The sequence below is a fragment of the Planobispora longispora genome, from assembly GCF_016863135.1.
Lineage (GTDB): Bacteria > Actinomycetota > Actinomycetes > Streptosporangiales > Streptosporangiaceae > Planobispora > Planobispora longispora.
The window spans coordinates 210,668-237,109 of the sequence record NZ_BOOH01000023.1 but is presented as its reverse complement, the minus strand read 5'-3'; the positions used below and the strand labels follow the sequence as shown (position 1 = coordinate 237,109).

At 71.2% G+C, this 26,442-nt stretch carries 22 protein-coding genes; 16 read left to right on the top strand and 6 right to left on the bottom strand.

Annotated elements, in window-relative coordinates; all coding sequences use genetic code 11:
* Positions 1-97 precede the first annotated feature (97 nt).
* A complete protein-coding gene (locus tag Plo01_RS16870) occupies positions 98-1,042 on the bottom strand; it encodes an aldo/keto reductase (RefSeq protein ID WP_203891531.1) in 945 nt (314 codons plus the stop codon).
* Positions 1,043-1,107: 65 nt separating this feature from the next.
* Here Plo01_RS16870 and Plo01_RS16865 point away from each other — a divergent pair, with 65 nt between their 5' ends.
* The 5 genes from Plo01_RS16865 (at position 1,108) to mshC (ending at position 5,398) form a co-directional block, all read left to right on the top strand.
* Complete coding sequence (locus tag Plo01_RS16865; RefSeq protein ID WP_203891530.1) at positions 1,108-1,806, top strand: histidine phosphatase family protein; 699 nt, start codon at positions 1,108-1,110, stop codon at positions 1,804-1,806.
* A 9-nt stretch (positions 1,807-1,815) separates the two neighbouring features.
* Positions 1,816-2,385, top strand: a complete 570-nt coding sequence (locus tag Plo01_RS16860; protein ID WP_203891529.1) for a DUF3090 family protein — start codon at positions 1,816-1,818, stop codon at positions 2,383-2,385.
* A complete protein-coding gene (locus tag Plo01_RS16855) occupies positions 2,382-3,143 on the top strand; it encodes an SCO1664 family protein (protein ID WP_203891528.1) in 762 nt (253 codons plus the stop codon). The genes Plo01_RS16860 and Plo01_RS16855 overlap by 4 nt, the downstream gene beginning before the upstream one ends.
* Positions 3,144-3,330: 187 nt before the next feature.
* Entirely contained in the window at positions 3,331-4,047 is a 717-nt protein-coding gene (locus tag Plo01_RS16850) for an NRDE family protein (protein ID WP_203891527.1), read from the top strand.
* 127 nt (positions 4,048-4,174) lie between these two features.
* Positions 4,175-5,398 carry a cysteine--1-D-myo-inosityl 2-amino-2-deoxy-alpha-D-glucopyranoside ligase gene (gene mshC, locus Plo01_RS16845; protein WP_203891526.1) on the top strand — a complete coding sequence of 408 codons (1,224 nt, stop codon included), beginning with the start codon at positions 4,175-4,177 and terminating at the stop codon, positions 5,396-5,398.
* Between the two features lie 103 nt (positions 5,399-5,501).
* Here mshC and Plo01_RS16840 read toward each other — a convergent pair whose 3' ends face one another.
* Together Plo01_RS16840 and def are read right to left on the bottom strand one after the other, a co-directional pair.
* Positions 5,502-5,705: a cold-shock protein gene (locus tag Plo01_RS16840; protein WP_203891525.1), complete on the bottom strand. Its 204-nt coding sequence runs from the start codon at positions 5,703-5,705 to the stop codon at positions 5,502-5,504.
* Between the two features lie 212 nt (positions 5,706-5,917).
* A complete protein-coding gene (def, locus tag Plo01_RS16835; RefSeq protein WP_203891524.1) occupies positions 5,918-6,427 on the bottom strand; it encodes a peptide deformylase in 510 nt (169 codons plus the stop codon).
* Between the two features lie 232 nt (positions 6,428-6,659).
* On the opposite strand from def, the gene Plo01_RS16830 reads away from it, so the two are divergent.
* The 6 genes from Plo01_RS16830 (at position 6,660) to Plo01_RS16805 (ending at position 15,923) form a co-directional block, all read left to right on the top strand.
* A complete protein-coding gene (locus Plo01_RS16830; RefSeq protein WP_203891523.1) occupies positions 6,660-7,982 on the top strand; it encodes an MFS transporter in 1,323 nt (440 codons plus the stop codon).
* A gap of 180 nt (positions 7,983-8,162) precedes the next feature.
* Positions 8,163-10,283 carry a molybdopterin oxidoreductase family protein gene (locus tag Plo01_RS16825; protein WP_203891522.1) on the top strand — a complete coding sequence of 707 codons (2,121 nt, stop codon included), beginning with the start codon at positions 8,163-8,165 and terminating at the stop codon, positions 10,281-10,283.
* Positions 10,280-11,692 carry an FAD-dependent oxidoreductase gene (locus tag Plo01_RS16820; RefSeq protein ID WP_203891521.1) on the top strand — a complete coding sequence of 471 codons (1,413 nt, stop codon included), beginning with the start codon at positions 10,280-10,282 and terminating at the stop codon, positions 11,690-11,692. Before Plo01_RS16825 ends, Plo01_RS16820 begins: the two co-directional genes overlap by 4 nt.
* 29 nt (positions 11,693-11,721) lie before the next feature.
* A complete protein-coding gene (gene nirB, locus Plo01_RS16815) occupies positions 11,722-14,169 on the top strand; it encodes a nitrite reductase large subunit NirB (RefSeq protein ID WP_203891520.1) in 2,448 nt (815 codons plus the stop codon).
* A gap of 124 nt (positions 14,170-14,293) precedes the next feature.
* Entirely contained in the window at positions 14,294-14,659 is a 366-nt protein-coding gene (gene nirD, locus Plo01_RS16810; RefSeq protein ID WP_203891519.1) for a nitrite reductase small subunit NirD, read from the top strand.
* Between the two features lie 58 nt (positions 14,660-14,717).
* Complete coding sequence (locus tag Plo01_RS16805) at positions 14,718-15,923, top strand: uroporphyrinogen-III synthase (RefSeq protein ID WP_239316484.1); 1,206 nt, start codon at positions 14,718-14,720, stop codon at positions 15,921-15,923.
* Here Plo01_RS16805 and Plo01_RS16800 read toward each other — a convergent pair.
* The 3 genes from Plo01_RS16800 to Plo01_RS16790 form a co-directional block, all read right to left on the bottom strand.
* Positions 15,868-16,485 carry a hypothetical protein gene (locus Plo01_RS16800; RefSeq protein ID WP_203891518.1) on the bottom strand — a complete coding sequence of 206 codons (618 nt, stop codon included), beginning with the start codon at positions 16,483-16,485 and terminating at the stop codon, positions 15,868-15,870. The genes Plo01_RS16805 and Plo01_RS16800 overlap by 56 nt on opposite strands.
* A gap of 364 nt (positions 16,486-16,849) precedes the next feature.
* Positions 16,850-17,704: a PAC2 family protein gene (locus Plo01_RS16795; RefSeq protein ID WP_203891517.1), complete on the bottom strand. Its 855-nt coding sequence runs from the start codon at positions 17,702-17,704 to the stop codon at positions 16,850-16,852.
* Between the two features lie 65 nt (positions 17,705-17,769).
* Positions 17,770-18,228 (bottom strand): universal stress protein, encoded by a 459-nt coding sequence (locus Plo01_RS16790; protein WP_203891516.1) that lies wholly within the window; start codon positions 18,226-18,228, stop codon positions 17,770-17,772.
* Positions 18,229-18,340: 112 nt separating this feature from the next.
* On the opposite strand from Plo01_RS16790, the gene metH reads away from it, so the two are divergent.
* The 5 genes from metH to Plo01_RS16765 all read left to right on the top strand — a co-directional run bounded on the left by metH (position 18,341) and on the right by Plo01_RS16765 (position 26,381).
* Complete coding sequence (gene metH, locus Plo01_RS16785; protein WP_203891515.1) at positions 18,341-21,805, top strand: methionine synthase; 3,465 nt, start codon at positions 18,341-18,343, stop codon at positions 21,803-21,805.
* A 92-nt stretch (positions 21,806-21,897) separates the two neighbouring features.
* Positions 21,898-22,551, top strand: coding sequence for an HAD family hydrolase (locus Plo01_RS16780; protein ID WP_203891514.1), 654 nt, complete (start codon positions 21,898-21,900; stop codon positions 22,549-22,551).
* A gap of 146 nt (positions 22,552-22,697) precedes the next feature.
* Positions 22,698-23,237 (top strand): cellulose synthase, encoded by a 540-nt coding sequence (locus Plo01_RS16775; RefSeq protein ID WP_307837383.1) that lies wholly within the window; start codon positions 22,698-22,700, stop codon positions 23,235-23,237.
* A gap of 295 nt (positions 23,238-23,532) precedes the next feature.
* Positions 23,533-24,543 carry an ABC transporter permease gene (locus Plo01_RS16770; RefSeq protein WP_203891513.1) on the top strand — a complete coding sequence of 337 codons (1,011 nt, stop codon included), beginning with the start codon at positions 23,533-23,535 and terminating at the stop codon, positions 24,541-24,543.
* A 59-nt stretch (positions 24,544-24,602) separates the two neighbouring features.
* On the top strand, positions 24,603-26,381 hold the full coding sequence (locus Plo01_RS16765; protein ID WP_203891512.1) for an ABC transporter substrate-binding protein: 1,779 nt from the start codon (positions 24,603-24,605) through the stop codon (positions 26,379-26,381).
* The last annotated feature ends 61 nt before the right edge of the window (positions 26,382-26,442 follow it).

Below are 26,442 nucleotides of genomic sequence, written 5' to 3'. Positions count from 1 at the left end.
GACCATATGGTCTGCTCTTATTAGGTGCAGATCCACACGTGGCCATTACAATCCGCTCTCATTCACCGGGCTCCGCCGCTCATTCCGAACCGGCGGATCAGTCCGCCGACACGTCGTCGAGGGCCTCCCGGATCGCCACCGGCAGCGTCAGGTCTTCGGTCTCGAGGATCCCGGCCAGCTGGCCGCGGGTGCGTGCCCCCACGATGGCCGCCGCCACCCCCGGCTGGTCCCGGACCCACGACAGCGCCACCGAGAGCGGTGAGACGCCGAGGCCCTCGGCCGCGGTCGTCACCGACTCCACGACCCGGCGGCACCGCTCGTCCAGGTAGGGCGTGACGAAGTCGGTGAAGTGCGGGGTCGCGGCCCGGGAGTCGGCGGGGATGCCCGTGCGGTATTTACCGGTGAGCACTCCCCGGCCCAGCGGCGACCAGGCCAGCACCCCGGCGCCGACGTGCTCGGCCGCGGGCAGCAGGTCGCGCTCGGGCTCCCGGGCCAGCAGGGAGTACTCGACCTGGGCGGCGACGAGCGGCGTCCGGCCGGGGACCGCCAGCTGGCCGACGGCCGCCGCGGCGAGCTGCCAGCCGGTGTAGTCGCAGACCCCGGCGTAGGCCGCCCGGCCGGAGGACACGATGGCGTCCACCGCGGCCATGGTCTCCTCGATCGGGACGTCCGGGTCGAAGGCGTGCAACTGCCACAGGTCCACCTCGTTGACCCCGAGGCGGGACAGGGAGGCGTCGATGGCGGATATCAGGTGCTTCCTGGAGGCGTCGCGCGGCCGCCGTCCGGCCGGGGTGAGCACGGCCTTGGTCGACAGCACCAGCTCCGAGCGCGGGACCGTGTCGCGGATCAGCCGCCCCAGCAGCCGCTCGGCCTCCCCGGCCGTGTAGACGTCGGCGGTGTCGATGAGGGTGCCGCCGGCTTCGGCGAAGGCGCGAAGCTGCGCCGCGGCCTCCTCGGCGCCGGTGTCGCGTCCCCAGGTCATCGTCCCCAGCCCGAGGCGGGACACCGACAGGCCGCTCCGGCCGACATAGCGATGCTCCATGATCCGGCCAGATTACCGTCAGGGAGGTTAAAAATGAGGGAGTGACCACTGCAAGACTTGGTGCCGTGACGACGCTTCTCCTGGCACGACATGGTCTGACCCCGCTCACCGGTCCGGTGCTGGCCGGTTGGACCCCCGGTGTCCATCTCAACGAGGCGGGACGGGCCCAGGCGAAAGCCCTCGCCGCGCGGCTGGCGCCGCTGAGGCTGGACGCGATCATCTCGAGCCCGCTGGAACGCTGCCGGGAGACCGCCGCGGCGATCGCCGAGGGCCGCGACGCGGAGCCGCTGACCGACGACCGCTTCGGGGAGTGCCGCTACGGCGACTGGACCGGCCGCCGGCTCGCCGATCTGGCGAAGGACCCCCTCTGGCCCGTCGTCCAGAACCATCCGAGCGCGGTGACGTTCCCCGGGGGAGAATCCCTGTCCTCGGTGCAGCACCGCGCGGTGACCGCCGTCCGCGAGTGGAACGACCGCCTGGGGCCGCGGGCCGTCTATCTCGTCTGCACCCACGGGGATCTCATCAAGGCGCTCGTGGCCGACGCGATGGGGATCCATTTGGATCATTTTCAGCGCATAGCGGCTGATCCCGCCTCGCTCACCGTCATTCGCTACACCCCCATGCGCCCCTTCGTCCTCAGGCTCAACGACATGGGCGGAGACGTTACCGGTCTGAGGCCTGCGGAGGGTTCGGAGGACGCGGACGGGGGAGAAAACCTCACCGGGAGCGACGCCGCTGTCGGCGGCGGATCCGGGACCACGTAAGGTCGGGACATGCCGGTGTTCGACTACGACTCACCCGAGAGGTTCGTCGCCGGTGCCGTGGGGCAGCCGGGGGCACGGACCTTCTTCCTGCAGGCGCGGGGGCAGGGCCGCCTCACCACCGTCGGACTGGAGAAGTTCCAGGTGGCCGCGCTCGCGGACCGTCTCGACGACCTGCTCGACGAGGTGGTGCGCAGCGGCGGCGCCGAGGTTCCCGCCGTCCCCGTGGGGCCCGCCGACACCGCTCCCCTCGAGACGCCGATCAGCGAGGACTTCCGGGTCGGCACGATGGCGCTCGCCTGGGACGACATCACCTCCCAGGTGGTGATCGAGGCGGAGGAGATCGCTCCGGAGGCGGACGACCTGTTCGAGTCCCCGGCCCTCACCGAGCGCGCGGTGCTGAGGGTCCGCATCAGCCCCGCGGCGGCCAGGGCCTTCAGCAGGCGTGCCCTGGCCCTCGTCGCGGCCGGGCGCCCTCCGTGCCCGCTGTGCGGGCAACCGCTCGACGCCGAGGGGCACATCTGCGTGCGGCTCAACGGTTACCGGGGTAGGAGCGCTTCATCTGCTGAAGGAGGCGAATGAGCGCGGAAAGCGATCCGACGCTGAGTGCGGTCCCCGCGACGGGACTGGACGACCAGGCTGCCCTGCGGCTGCTCAGTGAGGGCCACATCGAGGTCGCGGGCAGGCTGGTCGAGGCGACGAACATGACCCTCTACTGCTCGGTCCGGCTGGGCGGGCTCGCGGCGGCCTGCGTCTACAAGCCGGTGCGGGGAGAACGTCCGCTCTGGGACTTCCCCGACGGCACCCTCGCCGCCCGCGAGGTCGCCGCCTTCGAGGTCTCGGTCGCGACCGGCTGGCGGATCGTCCCGCCGACGGTCTACCGGGACGGCCCCTTCGGTCCCGGGATGTGCCAGCTGTGGATCGACGCCGACCCCGAGGCCGATCTGATGGCCCTGATCCGCAGCCGCCAGCCCGCCCTGCGGCGGATGGCCGTCTTCGACGCCGTGGTGAACAACGCCGACCGCAAGGGCGGCCACCTCCTCCCGCTCGCCGACGGCCACGTCTACGGAGTCGACCACGGCGTCTGCTTCTCCGCGGAGGACAAACTCCGCACCGTGCTGTGGCAGTGGCGGGGCAAGCCCCTGCCCAGAGAGGCCATGAACGTCCTGGCCCGCCTCGAACGCGATCTGGAGCACGGCCGCCTCGGCCGCCGCCTGCGGGAGCTCGTCACCCTGGCCGAGGTCGAGGCGACCTGGGCGCGGGTCCGCCGGCTCCTCGACACCGGCCTGCATCCCCGTCCCTCCCAGGACTGGCCCGCCATCCCCTGGCCCCCCATCTGACACCGGCCCCCGATCACCCCCGGATCCCGATCCGACCTCGGCCCCTGGTCACCTTCGGCCCCTGATCTGACCCCCGATCCCCGATCACACCCCTGACTCGCGATCCCCGCCCGTCCCCGATCGCCCTCCGCCGCCGGGAGCGCCCCCTCCCGCGAGGCGCTCGCGGGCCGGGCGTACCCTGCCGGGCATGTGCACGGTTGCCCTCAGCGTCGAACCGGACGCCGCGATACCCCTGATCATGGTCGGCGTCCGCGACGAGTTCACCGGCCGCCCGTGGGTCCCCCCGGACGAGCACTGGCCCGGCCTGGTCGGCGGGCGCGACCTGCAGGCGGGCGGGACGTGGCTGGCGGTCGACCCGGCCTCCGGGCGGGCCGGGGCGCTGCTCAACGGCCACGGCGTGCTCGCCGACGAGCGGCGCCGCCGTTCCCGGGGCGATCTGCCGCTGCTGGCGGCGGCCCAGGGCCGCCTGCCCGATCTGGACCTGAGCCGCTACGACCCCTTCCATCTCGTCCTGGGCGAGGCCGGGGGAGCGCGCATGTGGAGCTGGGACGGCTCCGGCCTGCGGGTGACGGAGTTCCCGCCCGGCACCCACATGATCGTCAACAGCGGCTGGGAGGAAGGCGAGGAGAACGAACGGGTGGCGTTCTTCCGCCCCCTGTTCGCCGAGGCCGCGCGTCCCCTGACGGTCGAGGGCCCCTGGGAGGAGTGGGCGTTCCTGGCCACCGGGGCGGGACTGCCGCCCGAGGACCCGCGGGCGATGGTCATCCGCAGGGAACTCCCCGACGGGAGGGTCTTCGCCTCCCTGTCGGTCACCATGCTGGCCCTGACCCCGTCGGGGATCCGCTACGACTTCACCGGCGCCCCCCGCGACCCGGGCTCCTTCCACCGCGTCCTGCCCCGCTGACGCGGGGTCCTTCCCCGGCCGTCTCCCGCCGGAATGACGGGGGCCGGTCCGGAGGTTGTGGTGAATGCCCTCATATCGACCGCCCCGGGGTGATCCGAGCGGTCTGTCTGCTGGATAGGCTCGTCACATGAGATCGTGGTCTGCGCCGAAGGTCCCTCGGCTCCCTGGTGCCGGTACTCCGCTGCGGCTGTTCGACACCGCCGCCGGAGAGGTCGTCCCCACCCAGCCCGGCTCCACCGCGCGGATATACGTCTGCGGCATCACCCCCTACGACGCCACCCATCTGGGCCACGCCAACACCTACCTCGCCTTCGACCTGGTCGGCCGGGTCTGGCGGGACGCCGGCCACGAGGTTCACTTCACCCAGAACGCCACCGACGTCGACGACCCGCTGCTGGAGCGTGCCGAGCAGACCGGGCAGGACTGGCGGGAGCTGGCCGAGCGCGAGATCGAGCTGTTCCGGACCGACATGGAGGCGCTGCGGATCCTCCCGCCGCGCGAGTACGTCGGGGTCACCGAGGTGATCGACCAGGTCGCCGAGCTGATCGGGCGCCTGCGCGACAAGGGCGCCACCTACGAGCTCGACGGCGACCTCTACTTCGACGTCGCCGCGGCCCCCAAGTTCGGCGCGGTCTCCGGATACTCCGAGGAGCACATGCTCGCCCTGTTCGGTGAGCGCGGCGGCGACCCCGGGAGGGCGGGCAAGAAGCACCCGCTCGACTGGCTGCTCTGGCGCGCCGAGCGTTCCGGCGAGCCGTCCTGGCCCTCGCCGTTCGGCCAGGGCCGGCCCGGCTGGCACGTCGAGTGCACCGCGATCGCGCTGGCCAACCTCGGCAGCGGGTTCGACGTCGCCGGCGGCGGCTCCGACCTGATCTTCCCGCACCACGAGTGCGGAGCCCACGAGGGGCACGTCGCCACCGGCGAGTGGCCCTTCGCCAAGGCCTACGTGCACGCCGGCATGGTCGCCCTCGACGGCGAGAAGATGTCGAAGTCCAAGGGCAACCTGGTCTTCGTCTCCCGGCTCCGCCAGGAGGCCGACCCCATGGCCATCCGGCTGGCCCTGCTCGCCCGCCACTACCGGGCCGACTGGGAGTGGGCCCCCGGCCAGCTGGCCTCCGCCGAGGTGCGGCTGGCGCGCTGGCGCTCGGCGACCGGCCTGGAGACCGGCCCCGGCGCGGAGGCCGTGCTGCGGGAGGTCCGCGCCCGGATGTCCGACGACCTGGACGCCCCCGGGGCCCTGGCCGTCATCGACGCCTGGGCCGAGCGGGCGCTGTCGTCGGGCGGCACCGACCCGCAGGCTCCCGCCCTGGTCAAGGACGTCGCCGACGCCCTGCTCGGCGTCGAGCTCTGACCGGAGGGCGTCCCGCAAGAGTCCCGGGAAGGCGAGAGCCCCGGAAAAGGACTGAGCCCGCACCGCCGGAGCGGTGCGGGCTCAGATCAGGCATCTGACCGTGTCAGAGAGGCTGGACCTGCTCAGCCTGCGGGCCCTTCTGGCCCTGGGTGGTGACGAAGCTGACCCGCTGGTTCTCCTCCAGGCTGCGGTAGCCGCTGGAGTTGATGGCCGAGAAGTGCACGAACACATCGGCGCTGCCGTCATCCGGAGAGATGAAGCCGAAGCCCTTTTCGGCGTTGAACCACTTGACGGTGCCTTCAGACAAGACTGTTTCTCCTCATTGGGAGCCTCACCGCACCACCAGGTCGGAGATGCGGGGCTGCACTGCGGACCCTACTACGCATCCGCGGAACCAACCGGAGAAAGCCGTAACGTCCGCCGCCGTGGCGCCTTGAGCGCGTGGACCCGGGAGGCGTGAGCCTCCCGTCGCGCAGACGCCAGGACCTTTTCGGGCCCGCCGGCAACAACCCGACCACACTATCTTCCGGACGGCTGGCAGGACAAATTTTTTGTCCCGGCCGCCCGCAGGAAGCGCTCGCGTTCCTCCTCGGGCAGGCGGTCGGCGAAAAGCACGCCGTCGAGGTGATCGACCTCGTGCTGCAGGACCCGGGCCAGCGTGCCGAGGGCGCGGACGGTGACGGGCTTGCCGAACATGTCGCGGCCCCGGGCGGTCACCATGTACGAGCGCTCCAGCGGCCACCACAGGCCCGGCGCGGACAGGCAGGCCTCGTCGGCCACGACCCTGCGCTCGGACAACTCCAGCCGGGGATTGATCAGGTGACCGGACTTGCCGTCGAACTCGTAGACGACGGCCCGGAGCGGGACGCCGATCTGGGGGGCCGCCAGGCCCGCGCGGCCGGCGGCGGCCCGCATGGTGATCTGCAGGGACTTGACCAGCCTGCGCAGCTCGCGGTCGAAGACGGTCACGGGCTCGGCCACGGTGCGTAGCGAGGGGTCGTCGAACAGGCGGATCGTCTGGACGGTCACGCGCACTCCCCGAGGTGATGTAGTTGTGTGCGCATGATTCCCATTGTCGCCTGCCTTCAATCCCGCCCAGGAATGCGGTCATGTTTCGGCGATGTTGCGCCTGTGCGACGTGTTCATCGCTGATTACATCGGTTAGGCCCACGTAACTCCGCACCATCACGATGCGTGAACGTGCGTAATGCCCGCCTCCTACATTTCCGGACGACCCCCGGAAACCGTTGCAGGAGGAACGATGGCGAAGCGCTGGATCAGCGAGTGGCGACCCGATGACCCCGGCTTCTGGGAGAGCGACGGCAAGAAGGTCGCCCGGCGGAACCTGATCTTCTCGATCTTCGCGGAGCACCTCGGGTTCACGCTCTGGACGGTGTGGAGCATCGTGACCGTCAAGATGGGCGACTACAAGTTCTCCACCGACCAGCTCTTCTGGATCGTGTCCCTGCCCAACCTGATCGGCTCGGCCCTGCGCATCCCCTACACGTTCGGCCCGGGCAGGTTCGGCGGCCGGAACTTCACGGTGTTCAGCGCCCTGATGCTGCTCGTTCCGGCGGTGCTGCTGGCCGTGGCGGTCGGCGACCCCGCGACGCCGTACTGGGTGTTCCTGGTGATCGCGGCCACCGCGGGCCTGGGCGGGGGGAACTTCGCCTCCAGCATGGCGAACATCACCTACTTCTACCCGCAGTCCAAGCAGGGCTCCGCGCTCGGCCTCAACGCCGCGGGCGGCAACATCGGCGTCAGCTCCGTCCAGCTCCTCATGCCGCTGGTCATCGGCGCGTTCGGGCTGGCCGCCGCGGGCCTGTTCTGGATCCCGTTCATCGTGGCCGCCGCCGTCGGCGCCTACTTCTTCATGGACAACCTGACCGTGGCCAGGGCCAACCCCCGCGAGCAGCTGAAGATCGCCGGACGGGCCCAGACCTGGATCATGGCGGTGCTGTACATCGGCACCTTCGGCTCCTTCATCGGCTACTCCACCGCCTTCCCGCTACTGATCAAGAGCCAGTTCCCCGAGCAGGCCTCCCTGATCACGCTGGCCTTCCTCGGCCCGCTCGTCGGCTCGCTGATCCGCCCGGCCGGCGGCTGGCTCGCCGACCGGATCGGCGGGGCCCGGGTGACGCTGGTCAACTTCGGCGCGATGGCCGCCGCGCTGCTGCTGGTCTGGCAGGGGCTGGCCCAGCGCAGCTTCACCCTGTTCTTCGCCGCGTACATGCTGCTGATCGGCACCACCGGCATCGGCAACGGCTCCACCTACCGGATGATCCCGGCGATCTTCCGGGCCAAGGCCACCGCCGGGGTCGCCCCCGGCACGCCCGCCTACGAGGCCGCTCTGGCGGTGGGCAAGCGGGACGCCTCCGCCGCGGTCGGGATCATCGCCGCGATCGGCGGGTTCGGCGGCTTCTTCATCAACCGAGGCTTCGGCACCTCCATCGCGGCGACCGGGGGAGCGGGCACCGCGCTGGCCGCCTTCGCCGGCTTCTACGCGCTGTGCGCGCTGCTGACCTGGGCCTGCTACCTGCGGACCGTCGGCCCGGTGCCGAGCCTGGCCGCCGCCCGGATCTGAGCGCGGCCCGCGCCCGGACCCGGTGGGTTCCGGCTTGACGGCCCCGGCCCGGCGACCCCACCGGTGCGCCACCGGCTTCACCGCGGTCTGACAGCGAATGTGAACCCGGTTGGCCGCTTGTAGCACAGCGGTAACAGAAGGGACCCAGCGGTGAAACCGCTTGAAAGCACCATCGGACGCATGCCGATCTCACTTTCCGCTCCCGCGCCTGTGAAGGCGCCGGCGGCGACGCACTGCCCGTACTGCGCACTGCAGTGCGGCATGAACGTCGCCGCAGGGGCCCCGGAGGAGGGCGCGGACCGGACGGTGACGATCACTCCCCGGGAGGACGTCCCGGCCAACGCCGGTGGCCTCTGCCAGAAGGGCTGGACCGCCGGTGAGCTGCTCACCGGCGGGCGCCGGCTCACCACCCCGCTCCTGCACGGCGAGCCCGCGAGCTGGGACGAGGCGCTCGACTTCGTCGCCGCCCGGATCCGCGCCCTGCAGGCGGAACACGGCCCCGACGGCGTGGCCGTGTTCGGCGGGGGCGGGCTCACCAACGAGAAGGCCTACCTGCTGGGCAAGTTCGCCCGGATGGTGCTGCGGACCAGCCAGATCGACTACAACGGCCGGTTCTGCATGTCGTCGGCCGCCGCCGCGAGCAACCGGGCCTTCGGCATGGACCGCGGCCTGCCCTTCCCGATCACCGACCTCGCCGCGGCGGACGCGGTGCTCCTCGCGGGCGGCAACATGGCCGAGACCATGCCCCCGTTCGTCCGTCACCTGGCCGCGATGCGCCAGAACGGCGGCAGCCTCATCGTCACCGACCCCCGCCTCACCGCCACCGCCCGCCAGGCGGACCTGCACCTGCAGCCCACCCCCGGCACGGACCTGGCGCTCGCCCTCGGCCTGCTCCACCTGGCGATCGCCGAAGGGCACGCGGACGAGGCGTATGTGGCCGAGCGCACGAACGGCTTCGACGCGGTCCGCACCTCGGTCGCGGCCTGGTGGCCCGAGCGGGTGGAGCGGATCACCGGGGTCCCGGTCTCCCAGATGCGCCGGGCCGTGGCGATCCTCGGCAACGCGCGGCGGGCGGTGATCCTCACCGGGCGCGGCGTCGAGCAGCACGCGAAGGGCACCGACACGGTGACCGCGTTCATCAACCTGGCGCTCGCCCTCGGGCTGCCCGGCCGTCCCGGATCCGGCTACGGATGCGTGACCGGCCAGGGCAACGGCCAGGGCGGTCGCGAGCACGGCCAGAAGGCCGACCAGCTGCCGGGATACCGGAAGATCGACGATCCCGCCGCGCGCGAGCACGTCGCGCGGGTCTGGGGGATCGACCCGGACGATCTCCCGGGCCCCGGGCGCTCGGCCTACGAGCTGCTCGACGCCCTCGGCACCGCCGGGGGGCCGCGCGGGCTGCTGCTGTTCGGCTCCAACCCGGTGATCTCCGCGCCCCGCGCCGGCCACGTGGCCGAGCGGCTGCGCTCCCTGGACCTGCTGGTGGTCTCCGACCTCGTGCTGTCGGAGACCGCGGCCCTCGCCGACGTCGTGCTCCCCTCCGCCCAGTGGGCGGAGGAGGAGGGCACGATGACCAACCTCGAGGGCCGGGTCCTGCTCCGCCGCCGGGCCCTGCCCCCGCCGGCCGGCGTCCGGACCGACCTGGAGATCCTCCAGGCCCTGGCCGTACGGCTGGGCGGCCCCGTCCCCGGCGGGCCGGACATGGCGCGGGCCTTCTCCACCGAGCCCCGCGAAGTCTTCGACGAGCTGCGCCGGGCGAGCGCCGGAGGCGTCGCCGACTACGCGGGCATCACCTACGAGCGCATCGCCGCCGAGACCGGGGTCTTCTGGCCCTGCCCGGACACCGGCCACCCCGGCACGCCCCGCCCCTTCCTGGACCGCTTCGCCACCCCCGACGGCCGCGCCCGGTTCGTCCCCGTCGACCACCGCCCGCCGGGCGAGGACGTCGACGAGGAGTACCCGCTGTACCTGACGACCGGCCGGGTCCTGGCCCACTACCAGAGCGGCGCCCAGACCCGCAGGATCGACGCCCTCAACGCGGTGGTCGACGAGACCTTCGTGGAGCTCCACCCCGACCTGGCCGAGCGGCTGGAGGCGGCGCCGGGACAGACGCTGCGGGTGATCAGCCGCAGGGGCGAGACCGAGGGCGTGGTCCGGGTCAACCCGGCGATCCGGGCGGACACGGTGTTCATGCCGTTCCACTGGGCGGGAGCGAATCTGCTGACCAACCCCGAACTCGATCCGGTGTCGAGGATGCCGGAGTTCAAGGTGTGCGCCGTGAGACTGGAGCGTGTCGGATGACCAGGCTGGTTGTGGTGGGCAACGGGATGGCGGGCGCTCGCCTGGTGAACGAGGTGCGCGCCCGTGACAAGGACATCGAGATCACCGTGTTCGGGGCCGAGACGTGGCAGCCGTACAACAGGGTGCTGCTGTCGAACGTGGTGGCCGGGACCATGCTGCCCGACCAGGTGCGGCTGCTGGACCCCTCCTGGTACGCCGACCACGGCGTGACGGCCAGGCCGGGCGTCGAGGTGACGGCGATCGACCGGGAGGCGCAGGTCGTGGTCACGGCCGACGGCGAGCGGGAGCCGTACGACGTGCTCGTGCTGGCGACCGGGAGCGAGGCCGTCGTGCCGCCGGTGCCGGGCGCCGGGCGCGCCATCGCGTTCCGGACCCTGGACGACTGCCAGGCGATCCTGGAGGCGGCCGGTACGGCGCGGCGCGCGGTGGTCGTCGGCGGCGGCCTGCTCGGCATCGAGGCGGCGCGCGGACTGGCCGGGCGCGGGCTCCCGGTGACCCTGCTGCACCTGGCCGGCCACCTGATGGAGCGCCAGCTCGACCCCGAGGCGGGGATGGTGCTGGGGGAGACCCTGGCCGGGCTGGGCGTGGAGAGCCGGACCGGCGTCGTGGTCGAGGAGATCGTGGACGGCGGGGTACGGCTGGCGGACGGCGAGACGGTCGAGGCCGACCTGGTGGTGCTCTCCTGCGGGGTCCGCCCGGTGACCGGCCTGGCCGTGGACGCGGGACTGGAAGTGGGGCGCGGGGTCGTCGTCGACGACGAGATGCGCACGAGCGACCCGGCCGTCTACGCGATCGGCGAGTGCGCCGAGCACCGGGGCACCGTCTACGGGCTGGTCGCCCCGGCCTGGGAGCAGGCCGCCGTGGTCGCCGACCTGCTGACCGGGGCCGACAAGGAGGCGCGCTACCACGGATCGCGCCTGGTGACCCGGTTGAAGGCCAAGAGCGTGGAGCTGGCGGCGATGGGCGAGACCCACGTGGACGAGACGTCCGACACCTCGGCCGAGGTGGTGCGCTTCAGCCACCGGGCCCGCGGGACCTACCGCAAGCTCGTCATCCGCGACGGACGCCTGGTCGGAGCGATCCTGCTCGGCGAGACGGCGGCGGTGGGAACGGTCACCCAGCTGTTCGACCGGGGCGGGCCGGTGCCCGGCGACCGGGCGGGCCTGCTCTTCCCCGGCCTGGCCGGGGCGGCGGTCGCCGACAGCCCCGTCCGGATGCCGGACGCGGCCAAGGTCTGCCAGTGCAACAACGTGACCAAGGGGCAGATCCGGGCCTGCTGGGAGTCCGGAGCCCGGGACGTGGCGGCCGTGGCCGCCGCCACCCGGGCCACGACCGGCTGCGGCGGCTGCCTCGACGCGGTCGAGGGCATCGTCGGCTGGCTCTGTGAGCAGGAAGGGGTCTCGGCGTGACCAGGATTACGGAGAAGGAGAGCGCGACCATGACGCGGCTGGTTGTGGTGGGGCACGGGCCGACGGCCTACCGGCTGATCGAGACCCTGGTGGACCGCGGCTTCGACGGGAGGATCACGGTTCTGGGGGAGGAGCCCCGGCCCGCGTACGACCGGGTGGCGCTGACCTCCTACCTGACCGGCAAGACCGCCGAGGACCTCACCTACCCGGTTCCCGACGGCATCACGCTGAGCCTGAACGCCAGGGTGACCGGGATCGACCGGGAGGCCGGGGTCGTCACGACGGCCGACGGGCACGCCGAGCCGTACGACGTCCTCGTGCTGGCCACCGGGTCGAGCCCGTTCGTGCCGCCGGTGCCGGGCAAGGACCTCGACGGCTGCTTCGTCTACCGGACCATCGACGACCTGGACGCGATCCGGGAGGCCTCGCGGGGCGCCACCGCCGGCATCGTCATCGGCGGCGGCCTGCTCGGCCTGGAGGCGGCCGACGCGCTGCGCGGCCTGGGCCTGGAGACGCACGTGGTGGAGATGGGCGGCTGGCTCATGCCCCGTCAGGTCGACGAGGGCGGCGGCGCCGTGCTGCGCGGCCACATCGAGGCGCTGGGCCTGGGCGTGCACACCGGCGCGGGGGTCAAGGAGATCGTCGCCGGGCCGGAGGGCCGGGTGTCCGGCCTGGTCAAGCCGGACGGGGAGACGATCGAGGCGCAGGTCGTGGTCTTCTCCGCGGGTGTGCGGCCCCGCGACGAGCTGGCCAGGTCCAGCGGGCTGGCGGTCGGCGAGCGCGGCGGCATCGTCGTGGACGACGGCATGCGCACCAGCGACCCGGCGATCTACGCGATCGGCGAGTGCGTCCTGCACGACGGCATGGTGTACGGCCTCGTCGGGCCGTGCTTCACCATGGCCGAGGTCGCCGCCGACCGCATCCTCGGCGGCGAGGGGGCCTTCGCCCGCGCGGACATGTCCACCAAGCTCAAGCTGCTGGGTGTGGAGGTGGCGCAGTTCGGCGCCATGGACGGCGCCCTGGACGTGACGTTCATGGACCCGGTCACCGGCGTCTACCAGAAGCTGTTCGTCAGCGACGACGCCCGCACCCTGCTCGGCGGGATCTGCGTCGGCGACGCCACGCCGTACAACTCGCTCAAGCCCTTCGTCGGCCGCGAGCTGCCCGGCTCGCCGAGCGAGCTGCTGTTCACCGGCGGCCCGGCGAACATGGACCTGCCCGACGACGCGCAGGTCTGCTCCTGCAACAACGTGACCAAGGGCCAGATCTGCTCCGCCATCGCGGACAAGGGCCTCACCGACGTCGCGGAGATCAAGTCGTGCACCCGCGCGGGCACCGCCTGCGGCAGCTGCGTGCCGATGCTCAAGCAGCTCCTCATCAAGTCCGGCGTCGAGGTGTCCAAGGCCCTGTGCGAGCACTTCGCCTACAGCCGGGCCGAGCTGTTCGACATCGTCCGGGTGCGGGGCATCACGACGTTCTCGCAGCTCATCTCCGAGCACGGCGCCGGGCGGGGCTGCGACGTGTGCAAGCCCACCGTCGCCTCGATCCTGGCCTCCCTCGGCAACGGCCACATCCTGGACGGCGAGCAGGCCGCCCTGCAGGACACCAACGACCACTTCCTGGCCAACATCCAGCGCAACGGCACCTACTCGGTGGTCCCGCGGATCCCCGGCGGGGAGATCACCCCCGACAAGCTCATCGTGATCGGCGAGGTCGCCCGCGACTTCGGCCTCTACACGAAGATCACCGGGGGGCAGCGGATCGACCTGTTCGGGGCGCGGGTGGAGCAGCTCCCGCTGATCTGGAAGCGCCTGGTCGACGCCGGTTTCGAGTCCGGGCACGCGTACGGCAAGGCGCTGCGCACGGTGAAGTCCTGCGTCGGCTCGACCTGGTGCCGCTACGGCGTGCAGGACTCGGTGGGCCTGGCCGTCGCGCTGGAGCTGCGCTACCGGGGCCTGCGCTCGCCGCACAAGCTGAAGTCGGCCGTCTCCGGATGCGCCCGCGAGTGCGCCGAGGCCCGCGGCAAGGACTTCGGGATCATCGCCACGGAGCAGGGCTGGAACCTCTACGTCGGCGGCAACGGCGGCTTCACCCCGCGGCACGCCGACCTGTTCGCCTCCGACCTGTCCACCGACGAGCTCATCCGGATCATCGACCGGTTCCTGATGTTCTACATCCGTACCGCCGACCGGCTCCAGCGCACCTCGGTGTGGCTGGAGAACCAGGGCCTGGACTACGTCAAGGAGGTCATCCTGGAGGACTCCCTGGGGATCTGCGCCGAGCTGGAGGCGCAGATGGAACGGCACGTGGCGGGGTACGCCGACGAGTGGCGCGCGGTCCTGGACGACCCGGACCGGCTGCGGCGCTTCGTCTCCTTCGTCAACGCGCCCGGCACCCCGGACCCGTCGATCGCCTTCGAACCCGAGCGCGAGCAGGTCAAGCCGGTCCTGATCCCGCTGGAGCCGGTGCGGGCCTGACCGCCCCGGCGGCCCCGGCCGTCGCGGCCCCGTCCCCGGACGGGGCCGCCCCGCCCCTCACGGCTCCCAACCGACCTCGACCCGATCCCGACCCGACCCGACCCGAGAAGGAGGGCTCTGCCCGATGACAGTGCTGAGCGAGAACCTGAGCGCCGGACTGGAGGAGACCGGCTGGACCCGGGTGTGCGCCTACGCCGACCTGATGCCCGAGCGCGGCGCCTGCGCCCTGGTGGACGGGCACCAGGTCGCGCTGTTCCGCACCTTCGACGGCGGCCTGTACGCGATCGGCAACCGCGACCCGTTCAGCGGCGCCTACGTGCTCTCGCGGGGCATCGTGGGCACCCGGGGGAACGAGCCGACGGTGGCCTCGCCCATGCACAAGGAGGTCTTCTCGCTGGTGACGGGCGTGTGCCTGGACGATCCCGCGGTGTCCGTGCCGACCTACCGGATCCGTGTCGCCGCGGGCACGGTGGAGGTGAGCCTTGCGTGAGCGGGCGGGCCACGGACACGGCGGCACGGCGGACGCGGCGGCCGGCGGAGGAGGACGCGTGAGCTCCGCGCCCCTCTCCGCGCCCCTCTCCGGGGCTCTCCCGGAGTCCTCTCGGGAGGCCCCCGAGACGGCGCCCGACGCGCTGGCGGGGTTCACGATCGGCGTCACCGCGACCCGGCGGCGCGAGGAGTTCTGCGCCCTGCTGGAACGGCGGGGCGCTCGGGTGGTGCGGGCTCCGGCGATCCGGCTGGTGCCGCTGGCCGAGGACGCCGATCTGCTGGCCGCGACCCGGGAGGCCCTGGCCGCCCCGGTCGACGACGTGGTGATCACCACCGGGGTGGGCTTCCGCGGCTGGGTGGCCGCCGCCGAGGGCTGGGGCCTGTCTGCGGACCTGATGGGGCACCTGACCGCCGCCCGGCTGCTGACCCGGGGGCCCAAGGCCCGCGGCGCGGTCAGAGCGGCCGGGCTGAACGACCACTGGACCGCGGCGACCGAGTCGTGCGAGGAGATCAAGCAGTATCTGCTCGCCCAGGACCTGCGGGGCCGCCGGATCGCGGTGCAGCTGCACGGGGAGCCGCTGACCGGCTTCGTGGCCGCGCTGCGCGAGGCCGGCGCGGAGGTCATCGAGGTGCCGGTCTACCGGTGGCTGCCGTACCGCGACCCCTCGCCGCTGCGCCGCCTGATCAGTCAGGCGGTCTCCGGCGGCGTGGACGCCGTGGCCTTCACCAGCGCCCCGGCCGTCCTGGCGATGCTGAACGCGGCCCGCGCCGAAGGACTGGAGGAGGCGCTGCTGGCGGCCTTCGCGGGCCCCGTCGTCGCGGCGTGCGTGGGCCCGGTCACCGCCGCGCCCCTGCTGGAGCGCGGCGTGCCGGTCGTGCAGCCGGAGCGCGCCCGGCTCGGCGCGCTGGCCCGCACCATCGCCCGGCACCTGCCCGCCCACGGCGTCACCCGCCTGGTCGCGGGCGGCCACGAGCTGGAGATCCGCGGGCACGCCGCCGTCGTGGACGGCGAGCTCAAGCCGCTGCCGCCGGCCCCGATGTCGGTGCTCAAGCGCCTGGCCGACAAACCGGGCCACGTGGTGGCCCGCTCCGAGCTGCGGACCGTCCTGCCCGGCGGCCCGTCCCGCGACCCGGCCGAGCACGCGGTCGAGATGGCGATCACCCGGCTGCGCCGCGCCCTCGGGCCGGCGGGCATCGTCGAGACGGTCGTCAAGCGGGGCTATCGCCTGGCGTGCGAGCGGGAGGTTCCAGCCGCAGCTCTCTGACGATCTCCTCGGCGCTCTCGTCCCGGGAGGGGACGAAGTCGGTGCCGACGAACAGCTCGTAGTAGGCGTGCCGGAAGCAGCCCGCGAGCAGCAGCCGGGCGCTGGCGACCGGGTCGACGTGGGAGGAGACGCGTCCCTCCCGCTGCTCGGCCGCCAGGTACTCGGTCAGCGGGACGACCTCCGAGGTGGGGCCGAGCCTGGTGTCCTTCATGGCCTCGCGGAAGCGGACCGTGACCGAGGGGGAGGTGAAGGCGGGCAGCGCCGCCGACTGCACCTCCGCGTAGTAGTCGATGCCCGCTCTGGCGATGGGCAGCAGGTTGTCGTTCACCCGCCCTTTGCCGACCAGGTGCATGAGGTCGTCCAGGATCTTCAGCCAGAGCGGGAGCCTGTCCTGGAGCAGGGCGAGGAACATGTCGACGGCCTGTCCGGGGGTCCCCGGACCTCGCAGGCCCGAATAGGGAACGGCCTCGCCGTCCTGGCGTTTCATGAATACGGCCATCTCGAGAACGCGGCGTCGCGTCTCCTGTGCTTTCTGGTGCGGGTCGAGCTGGGGAGTCGCCATGGTTGCCCTTACGTGCGCAGTCACATGGACAAGGGTCGGCGTGGTGATGGCGCCATTCAGCGATGTTTACCGAGCCGTTTTTCTCCTGATGATGGAACTGTTGCGAGCGGGGGTCCCAACTCGGTGCGATCCGGTCGGAACGGTTGGAGACCGATTATTACCCGAAACCCGTGAGAAATGGGGTAAACGACGGTAACTATGCGCTGTGTGTTTCGATCGTCTCCGTGACGGCCCGGCCGGCGGCCCCTACGGGCAGGTCAGCGGCCGTGTGACGGGCGGGCGCCGCCGCGGCGGCCAGGTGAAAGACGGTCCCGTCGTGGGGTGAACCGGCTCCATTGCGAGGTCAGCCGACCCCGTCGTGGGGTCAGCCGTCCCCGTCGCGATCGCGGCGGCGCAGGTAGCGCTCGAACTCCGCGGCGATGGCGTCGCCGCTCGCCTCGGGCAGCTCGGTGGCGTCCTTGCGCTCCTCCAGTTCCCTGACGTAGTCGGCCACCTCGCTGTCCTGGGCGGCCAGCTCGTCCACGCCGTGCTCCCAGGCCCTGGCCTCCTCGGCCAGCTCGCCCAGCGGCATCGGGATCTTGAGCAGCTCCTCCATCCGGCTCAGCAGCGCCAGCGTCGCCTTGGGGCTGGGCGGCTGGGCCACGTAGTGCGGCACCGAGGCCCACAGCGAGACCGCGGGGATGTCCGCCGTGCCGAAGGCCTGCTGCAGCACGCCGACGATGCCGGTCGGCCCCTCGTAGCGGCTCAGCTCCAGGTTGATCGCCCGCGCGAGGTTCTCGTCGCTGGCCGAGCCGACGATCGGCACCGGCCTGGTGTGGGGCGAGTCGTTGAGCAGCGCGCCCAGCAGCACGGCCAGCTCCACGCCCAGCTTCTGGCAGAGCTCGATGATCTCGGCGCAGAACGAGCGCCAGCGCATGTTGGGCTCGATGCCGCGCAGCAGGATCACGTCGCGGTCGGCGCCCGGGGGCCTGGCCACGTAGAGCCTCGTGGTGGGCCAGGTGATCGACCGGGTCAGCCCCTCGCCCACCTCCACGATGGGGCGGGTGACCTGGAAGTCGTAGTAGTCCTCGGGGTCGAAGGAGGCCAGCTCGGTGGCCTTCCACTCGGCTTCGAGGTGCGCGATCGCGCCGCTCGAGGCCTCGCCTGCGTCGTTCCACCCCTCGAACGCGGCGATCAGCACGGGGTCGACGAGCTCAGGTAGACCTTCGAGTTCGATCACGCGCAGCCTCCCTAGTCGCCTCGCCGTACCTCCGGCTAAGCCTATGCGCTCGGAGGGGCCTCGCGTCACCTCCCGGAGGTGGTGTGAACGATCAATACGTCGCATCCCGCGCGGTGGGAGACGGCCGACGGCACCGAGCCGAGCAGCCGCCCGGCGAGGCTGTTGAGCCCCCGGTTGCCGACGACCAGCAGGTCGGCGTCGTGCTCGGCGGCCAGGGAGATCAGCGCGTCCACCGCGTCCCCCTCCGCGGCGGCCAGCTCGATCCGCTGGGCGCCCGCGGCGACCGCGTGCTCCCGGGCGGCGCGCAGCGCGTCGTCGGCCGGGGTGGACCCGCTCACCTTGTAGGCCAGCTCGCCCAGGGCGTCGGCGGCGACGTTGCGGTCGCGTTCCCGCATGGGGAGGTAGGCGCAGGCAAGGACCAGGACGGCACCGGTCGCGCCGGCGAGGGCGGCGGCGGCCGAGACCGCACGGAAGGAGGAGGCGGAGCCGTCGGTGCCGACGAGAATGGTGCGGTAGGACGCCATCGGGAACCTCGCAGGGGGTCGGGCGTGAGCACTCTCGGAGGTTAATTGGACCGTGAGTACAATTAATATCATGAACGATAAGCGCCTGAGTCGTTCCCAGTAGGATTCCCCCATGACAAACGCACCGTCTTTCCGTGACGTCCTTGCCGAGCGCGTTCTGGTCGCCGACGGGGCCATGGGGACGATGCTCCAGGCCCACGACGTCAGCCTCGACGACTTCGAGGGGCACGAGGGCTGCAACGAGGTGCTCAACGTCACCCGTCCCGACATCGTGCGGGCCGTGCACGACGCCTACTTCGAGGTCGGCGTCGACTGCGTGGAGACCAACACCTTCGGCGCCAATCTCGCCGCGCTCGGGGAATACGACATCTCCGAGCGCGTCTTCGCCTACTCCGAGGCCGGCGCCCGGGTCGCCCGCGAGTCCGCCGACCGCTGGTCCACCCCGGATCACCCGCGTTTCGTCCTGGGCTCCATGGGCCCCGGCACCAAGCTGCCCACCCTCGGGCACAAGCCGTACGCCGAGCTGCGCGACGCCTACTACGACAACGCGGCCGGGCTGGTCGCCGGCGGCGCCGACGCGCTGATCATCGAGACCTGCCAGGACCTGCTCCAGGTGAAGGCCGCGGTCGTCGGCGCGCGCCGGGCCATCGCCGACGCGGGCCGCGACGTGCCGATCATCGCCCAGGTCACCATCGAGACCAACGGCGCGATGCTGCTCGGTTCGGAGATCGGCGCGGCGCTCACCGCGATCGAGCCTCTCGGCGTCGACGTCATCGGGCTCAACTGCGCCACCGGCCCGGCCGAGATGAGCGAGCACCTGCGCTACCTCGCCCGGCACGCGCGGGTCCGGCTGTCGTGCATGCCCAACGCCGGCCTGCCCGTGCTGACCTCCGACGGCGCCTACTACCCGCTCAGCCCGGGCGAGCTGGCCGACGCGCATGAGACCTTCGCCCGCGACTACGGCCTGTCGATCGTCGGCGGCTGCTGCGGCACCACCCCCGAGCACCTGCGCAAGGTGGTCGAGCGGGTCCGCGGTCAGGCTCCCGCCCCGCGCCGCCCCCGCCCGGAGGCCGGCGCCTCCTCGCTCTACCAACACGTGCCCTTCCGGCAGGACACCTCCTACCTGGCCGTCGGCGAGCGGACCAACGCCAACGGCTCCAAGGCGTTCCGCGAGGCCATGCTCGCCGGCAACTGGGAGGAGTGCGTGGAGATCGCCCGGGCCCAGGCCCGCGACGGCGCGCACATGCTCGACCTGTGCGTCGACTACGTCGGCCGGGACGGCGCGGGCGACATGCGGGAGCTGGCGTTCCGCTTCGCCACGGCCTCCACGCTGCCGATCATGCTCGACTCCACCGAGCCCGCCGTGCTGGAGGCCGGTCTGGAGGCGATCGGCGGCCGCGCGATCATCAACTCGGTCAACTACGAGGACGGCGACGGCCCCGACTCCCGCTTCACCAAGATCATGAAGCTGGTCCGGGAGCACGGCGCCGCCGTGGTCGCGCTGACCATCGACGAGGAGGGCCAGGCGCGCACCGCCGAGCACAAGGTCCGCATCGCCACCCGCCTCATCGAGGACCTGACCGGGAACTGGGGCATGCGGGTCGAGGACATCGTCGTCGACTGCCTGACCTTCCCGATCGCCACCGGCCAGGAGGAGACCCGGCGCGACGGCCTGGAGACCGTCGAGGCCATCGCCGAGATCAAGCGCCGCTATCCGGCGGTGCAGACCACGCTCGGGCTGTCCAACATCTCCTTCGGCCTCAACCCGGCCGCCCGCATGGTGCTCAACAGCGTGTTCCTCAACGAGTGCGTCAACGCGGGACTGGACTCCGCGATCGCGCACGCCTCCAAGATCCTGCCGATGGCGCGCATCCCCGACGAGCAGCGCCAGGTCGCCCTGGACATGGTCTACGACCGGCGGCGCGAGGGCTACGACCCGCTGCAGCGGTTCATGGAGCTGTTCGAGGGCGTCGACGCGGCCGCGATGAAGGCAGGCAGAGCCGAGGAACTGGCCGCGCTGCCGCTGTGGGAGCGGCTCAAGCGCCGCATCATCGACGGCGAGCGCAAGGGCCTGGAGGCCGACCTGGACGAGGCGCTCGCCCAGCGCCCCGCCCTGGAGATCGTCAACGACGTGCTGCTGGACGGCATGAAGACCGTCGGCGAGCTGTTCGGCTCCGGCGAGATGCAGCTGCCGTTCGTGCTCCAGTCGGCCGAGGTGATGAAGACCGCCGTGGCCTACCTGGAGCCGCACATGGAGCGGGTCGAGGGCGAGACCAAGGGCCGCATCGTGCTGGCGACCGTCAAGGGCGACGTGCACGACATCGGCAAGAACCTGGTGGACATCATCCTGTCCAACAACGGCTACGAGGTCGTCAACCTCGGCATCAAGCAGCCGGTCTCGGCGATCCTGGAGGCCGCCGAGGAGCACGGCGCCGACGTCATCGGCATGTCCGGCCTGCTCGTCAAATCCACGGTGATCATGAAGGAGAACCTGGAGGAGATGAACGCCCGGGGCATCGCCGACCGGTTCCCGGTGCTGCTCGGCGGGGCCGCCCTGACCCGCGCCTACGTCGAGCAGGATCTCGCCGAGCTGTTCCGCGGAGAGGTCCGCTACGCCCGCGACGCCTTCGAGGGACTGCGCCTGATGGACGCGTTCATGGCGGTCAAGCGCGGCGAGGAGGGCGCCTCCCTGCCGCCGCTGCGCCAGCGCCGGGTCAAGACCGGCGCGGTCCTGGAGCGCACCGCCGTGGAGGACCTGCCCGCCCGCTCCGACGTGGCCGCCGACAACCCGGTCCCGGTGGCGCCCTTCCTCGGCGACCGCGTGATCAAGGGCGTCCCGCTCGCCGACTACGCCGCCTTCCTGGACGAGCGGGCGACCTTCATGGGCCAGTGGGGCCTGAAGGCCGCGCGCCGCGGCGAGGGGCCGTCCTACGAGGAGCTGGTCGAGACCGAGGGCCGGCCGCGCCTGCGGATGTGGCTGGAGCGCATGCAGACCGAGGGCCTGCTGGAGGCGGCCGTCGCCTACGGATACTTCCCGTGCGTCAGCGACGGCGACTCGCTGATCATCCTCGACGAGGCGGGCGGCGAGCGCACCCGGTTCACCTTCCCGCGCCAGCGCCGCGACCGGCACCTGTGCCTGTCCGACTTCTTCCGCTCGAAGGACTCCGGCGAGGTCGACGTGGTCGCCTTCCAGGTCGTCACGATGGGCAACAAGGTCTCCGAGGCCGCGGCCGAGCTGTTCGCCAAGGACGCCTACCGCGACTACCTGGAGCTGCACGGCCTGTCGGTGCAGCTCACCGAGGCGCTGGCCGAGTACTGGCACGCCCGGGTCCGCTCCGAGCTGGGCATCGGCGGCGACGAGTCGCTGGAGGACATGCTCAAGGTCAACATCGCCGGCTGCCGCTACTCCTTCGGCTACCCGGCCTGCCCGAACCTGGAGGACCAGGTCCAGCTGATGGAGCTGCTCTCCCCGGAGCGGATCGGCGTGAAGCTGTCGGAGGAGTTCCAGCTCCACCCCGAGCAGTCGACCTCCGCGCTGATCGTCCACCACCCCGAGGCCAAGTACTTCAACGTCTGACGGTTCCCGCGGCTTCTGCGGTTTTGCACGGTTTCTACGGCGTGACGCCGGGCGGCTGCCCGGCGTGTGATCGGGAGAGGACTTCTCGGGGGATGGACGCGGTCCTCTTCGACATGGACGGCCTGCTCGTGGACAGCGAGAAGGTGTGGTTCCAGGTCGAGACCGAGGTGATGGAGCGGCTCGGCGGCGACTGGGGGCCGCAGGACCAGGAGCACCTGGTGGGCGGTTCCATGCCGGCCACCGTGGCCTACATGCTCCGGGTCTCCGGGGCGTCCGCCGACCCGGCCGACGTGGCGGCCTGGATGCTGGAGGGCATGATCGCCAAGCTCTCCGGCGGGGTGGAGATGATGCCGGGCGCCGCCGAGCTGCTGGCCGCCGTACGGCGGGCGGGCCTGCCCACCGCCCTGGTCACCTCCTCGGCCCGGGAGATCGCCGAGGCGTGCCTGTCGGGCGCGATCGGCCGGCACAACTTCGACCGTGTGGTGACCGGCGACGACGTGACGCGGACCAAGCCCGACCCGGAGCCCTACCTGACGGCCGCCGCCCTGCTGGGCGTGGACCCCGCCCGGTGCGTGGCGCTGGAGGACTCCCCGAACGGGGTGACGGCGGCCACCGCGGCGGGCTGCCGGGTGGTGGCGGTGCCGAGCGTGCTGCCGATCCCGCACGCCCCCGGCCGCCTCGTCGTGTCCTCGCTGCGCGAGGTGGACGTCGAGACGCTGCGGGAACTGTCGGCCGGGGAGCCGTAGGGGCTTCGCTCGCCGTCCCGGGGAGACCCTTAGGGATCGGCCCTCTCGGAGCCCTTAGGGGGTCATCCCTCCCAAAGGAGGAGGAGCACTCGCGTATCGGCGTGCCAGGATGGAAAACAGGCAACCGAATACGAGGGGATTCCACCATGCTGACGTTCGCCGATATCCCGTGGCTGGCGCTCTGCGCCGGGCTGACCGGGGTGGGACTGGTCGTGAGCTTCCTGATGCTGCGCCGCCGGGGGGCCGCGGCCGGGTTGCGGATGGCGGCGTGGTCGCTGCTGCCGGTGGCGGCCTATCTGACGGACGCGCTGCCGACACTGTGGGACATCGGCACGGCGGTCACCGGTTTCGTCGCCGGACTGGTGTTCAATCCGAAGGTGTGGGCAGGTGTGGCGGTGGCCGGCCTGTCGGTGGTGCTGTTCCTGGTCTCGGGCGTGCTGAGGGCCCGCCGTCTGTCGTCGGCCCGGACCGCGGCCCCGGGGACTCCGGCGGTCCCGGCCGCGGCGCGCGGCGCCGCCGGTCAGGGCTCCGGCGCCACCGTCACCCAGCCGCTGCCGCAGCGCACTCCCGGGGCCGCGGCCAGGCCGGGAGCGCTCAAGCCGGGGAGCAAGCCGGCGGCCAAGCCCGCGGAGGACGACGACTTCTCCGACATCGAGGCGATCCTCAAGCGCCGCGGGATCGGGTGAGGCGCGGGTCTCGGACGCCGTGTGACGGGGGTGCCCGGGGCGGCCACGGTTGTGTCACAAAATCAAGACAGAAACGGAACCTCCCGGGGACATTCAGATCAAGATCAAAACGAATGAATTTCACGTGAATCACATTTAAGCCACATAGGCCGCCAAAGGTCTGGTAAGTGCAGTTCAGCCCATAGATTCTGCGGAACGGAACTGAAGAAACAGAACCGTAGACTCAGGGCGCGACACCCCGACCCGGGGGACGCGTTCATCGGACAACGTCGTCTGGGATCCAGGGGGCCACTGTATGACCGCACCGCTCGATGTCTCCGGGCAGGCCTTGGAGGCCCAGCCGGAGGCCGTGCTTGAAGGGGCGGGCGGAAAGGCCATCGAAGGCCGTTCGCTCGGTCAGATCGCATGGATGCGGCTGAAACGTGACAAGGCCGCCTTCGTCGGCTTCTATGTCGTGCTGTTCCTGACGCTGGTCGCCGTCTTCGCCGAACGTCCGTTCGGCGGGCTGATCGCGCTCTTCGGCGACTCGCCGAACGTGCCCAACAACGATCTCGTCGATCCCATGACCAGCGCGCCGATCGGCGCCTGGGGCGGCATCAGCCTGGAGCATCCCCTCGGTCTCGAGCCGGTCAACGGCCGTGACCTGTTCGCCCGCATCCTGTCCGGCGCTCAGATCTCGCTGCTGGTCGCCTTCCTCGCCACGCTGCTGTCCGTGGTGATCGGCTCGCTGATGGGCGTGCTGGCGGGCTACTTCGGCGGCTGGGTCGACACGATCATCAGCCGGTTGATGGACGTCTTCCTCGCCTTCCCGCTGCTGCTGTTCGCGATCGCCATCGTGGGCGCCGTCCCCGACGAGGCGCTCGGCCTCAAGGGCAACGCCCTGCGGGTGGCGGTGATCGTGTTCATCATCGGGTTCTTCAACTGGCCGTACATCGCGCGAATCGTGCGCGGCCAGACCCTTTCGCTGCGCGAGCGCGAGTTCGTCGACGCCGCCCGGTCGCTGGGCGCGGGCAACCGCTACATCATCTTCCGTGAGGTCTTCCCCAACCTCGCGGCGCCGATCCTGGTCTACTCCACGCTTCTCATCCCCACGAACATCCTCTTCGAGGCCGCGCTGTCGTTCCTCGGCGTGGGCGTGGCGGAACCGCAGGCCTCCTGGGGAGGCATGCTCACCCGCGCGGTGGACTACTACCAGATCGCACCGCACTTCATGCTCGTCCCGGGTCTCGCGATCTTCATTACCGTGATGGCCTTCAACCTTCTGGGAGACGGGCTCCGGGACGCCCTCGACCCCCGAGCTCGTTAGCGGCAACGCTTCCGTCCCTCGATATCACCGTCACTCATGACAAGGGGTGTACAACCACGATGAGGAAGACCAAAGCCCTCGCGCTCGCCGCACTGGGCACCGCGCTCACCATGGGCCTCGCGGCCTGCGGCGGTACCGCCGGCGGTGGCGGCAACAACAACACCGGGACGGGCAACACCGGTGCCGGGACCTCCGCCGCCAAGCACAACGACGGCTACACCAAGGTCGTCAACCCCTCGGACGCCAAGGGCGGGACGCTCAAGTTCGCCTACTCCGACGAGCCCGACTCGATGGACCCGGGCAACACCTACTACGCGTTCAACTGGAACTTCACGCGTCTGTACGCTCGCCCGCTGCTGACCTACGCCGCCGCTCCCGGTGAGGAGGGCCTGAAGCTGGTCCCCGACCTGGCGGAGGGTCTCGGCGAGGCCAGCGAGGACGGCCTGACCTGGACGTACAAGCTCAAGAAGGGCATCAAGTACGACGACGGCACGGAGGTCAAGGCCGCGGACGTCAAGTACGCCATCGCCCGGAGCAACTTCAGCGAGGAGCTCACCGACGGTCCGAAGTACTTCGCCGAGTACCTCGACTCCGGTGACTACAAGGGTCCCTACAAGGACAAGAACCTCGACAACTTCAAGGGCGTCGAGACCCCGGACGACTACACGGTCGTCTTCAAGCTGAAGAAGCCGTTCTCCGAGTTCGACTTCCTGGTCGCCAACCCGCAGTCGGCTCCGGTGCCGCAGGCCAAGGACACCGGCCTGGAGTACGAGAAGACCGTCGCCTCGACCGGCCCCTACAAGATCGAGAGCTACGAGGTCGGCAAGCAGTTCAACCTCGTGAAGAACGAGAACTGGGACCCGGCCACCGACACCACGCGCAAGCAGCTTCCGGACCGCATCGAGGTCCAGATGAAGCAGAGCGGCGAGGACATCGACCAGCGCCTGCTGGCCGGGCAGATCCACGTCGACCTCGGCGGCACCGGTGTGCAGCCGGCCGCCCGCGCGAAGATCGTCGCCGACGCCAAGCTGAAGGACTCGACGGACAACCCGTACACCCCCTTCAACCGCTACGCGATGATGTCGACCAAGGTCGCCCCGTTCGACAACATCGAGTGCCGCAAGGCCGTGCAGTACGCCACCGACCAGGTCGCCACCCAGGCGCCGTGGGGCGGCCCGCTCGGCGGTGACATCGGCAGCACGCTGATGACCCCGACCACGGTCGGCTACCAGCAGTACGACCTGTTCCCGAACGGCGCCGACAACAAGGGCGACGTGGCCAAGGCCAAGGAGGCCCTGACGGCCTGCGGCCAGCCGAACGGCTTCGAGACCAACATCGCGGTCCGCGGTGACCGGGTCAAGGAGGTCCAGGTCGCCGAGGCCCTGCAGGCCTCGCTGGACAAGGTCGGCATCAAGGCCACGATCAAGAAGTACCCCTCGGGTGACTGGAGCGCGCAGTACGCCGGCAAGCCGGACTTCGTGCACCAGAACAAGCTGGGCATCATGATCGCCGGCTGGGGCGCCGACTGGCCCTCGGGCTTCGGCTTCCTGTCGCAGATCGTCGACGGCCGCTTCATCAAGCCCTCGGGCAACTACAACATGATGGAGCTCAACGACCCGGCGGTGAACGAGCTGCTCGACAAGGGCATCCAGACCACCGACCCGGCCGAGCGCAACAAGATCTGGGCCGAGGTCGACAAGAAGGTCATGGAGTCGGCCGCGTTCCTGCCGTTCGTCTACGAGAAGACTCTGATCTTCCGTCCGGCCAGCCTGACCAACGTGTACGTGCACCCCGCCTACGGCATGTACGACTACACGTGGCTCGGCGTCCAGCAGTAGTCCTTCTCTAGCTAGCCAAAGGCAGGTGAAGGCCTAGGGCGCCCGGGAGCGATCCTCCCGG

What these genes read in the sequence shown, in the direction of transcription:
- Plo01_RS16860 (WP_203891529.1), top strand. Translation starts at nt 1,816, where the DNA reads ATGCCGGTGTTCGACTACGACTCACCCGAGAGGTTCGTCGCCGGTGCC.
- Plo01_RS16870 (WP_203891531.1), bottom strand. Translation starts at nt 1,042, where the DNA reads ATGGAGCATCGCTATGTCGGCCGGAGCGGCCTGTCGGTGTCCCGCCTC.
- Plo01_RS16775 (WP_307837383.1), top strand. Translation starts at nt 22,698, where the DNA reads ATGCTGACGTTCGCCGATATCCCGTGGCTGGCGCTCTGCGCCGGGCTG.
- nirB (WP_203891520.1), top strand. Translation starts at nt 11,722, where the DNA reads ATGACGCGGCTGGTTGTGGTGGGGCACGGGCCGACGGCCTACCGGCTG.
- nirD (WP_203891519.1), top strand. Translation starts at nt 14,294, where the DNA reads ATGACAGTGCTGAGCGAGAACCTGAGCGCCGGACTGGAGGAGACCGGC.
- Plo01_RS16770 (WP_203891513.1), top strand. Translation starts at nt 23,533, where the DNA reads ATGACCGCACCGCTCGATGTCTCCGGGCAGGCCTTGGAGGCCCAGCCG.
- mshC (WP_203891526.1), top strand. Translation starts at nt 4,175, where the DNA reads ATGAGATCGTGGTCTGCGCCGAAGGTCCCTCGGCTCCCTGGTGCCGGT.
- metH (WP_203891515.1), top strand. Translation starts at nt 18,341, where the DNA reads ATGACAAACGCACCGTCTTTCCGTGACGTCCTTGCCGAGCGCGTTCTG.
- Plo01_RS16855 (WP_203891528.1), top strand. Translation starts at nt 2,382, where the DNA reads ATGAGCGCGGAAAGCGATCCGACGCTGAGTGCGGTCCCCGCGACGGGA.
- Plo01_RS16830 (WP_203891523.1), top strand. Translation starts at nt 6,660, where the DNA reads ATGGCGAAGCGCTGGATCAGCGAGTGGCGACCCGATGACCCCGGCTTC.
- Plo01_RS16850 (WP_203891527.1), top strand. Translation starts at nt 3,331, where the DNA reads ATGTGCACGGTTGCCCTCAGCGTCGAACCGGACGCCGCGATACCCCTG.
- Plo01_RS16825 (WP_203891522.1), top strand. Translation starts at nt 8,163, where the DNA reads ATGCCGATCTCACTTTCCGCTCCCGCGCCTGTGAAGGCGCCGGCGGCG.
- Plo01_RS16820 (WP_203891521.1), top strand. Translation starts at nt 10,280, where the DNA reads ATGACCAGGCTGGTTGTGGTGGGCAACGGGATGGCGGGCGCTCGCCTG.
- Plo01_RS16790 (WP_203891516.1), bottom strand. Translation starts at nt 18,228, where the DNA reads ATGGCGTCCTACCGCACCATTCTCGTCGGCACCGACGGCTCCGCCTCC.
- Plo01_RS16780 (WP_203891514.1), top strand. Translation starts at nt 21,898, where the DNA reads ATGGACGCGGTCCTCTTCGACATGGACGGCCTGCTCGTGGACAGCGAG.
- Plo01_RS16765 (WP_203891512.1), top strand. Translation starts at nt 24,603, where the DNA reads ATGAGGAAGACCAAAGCCCTCGCGCTCGCCGCACTGGGCACCGCGCTC.
- Plo01_RS16800 (WP_203891518.1), bottom strand. Translation starts at nt 16,485, where the DNA reads ATGGCGACTCCCCAGCTCGACCCGCACCAGAAAGCACAGGAGACGCGA.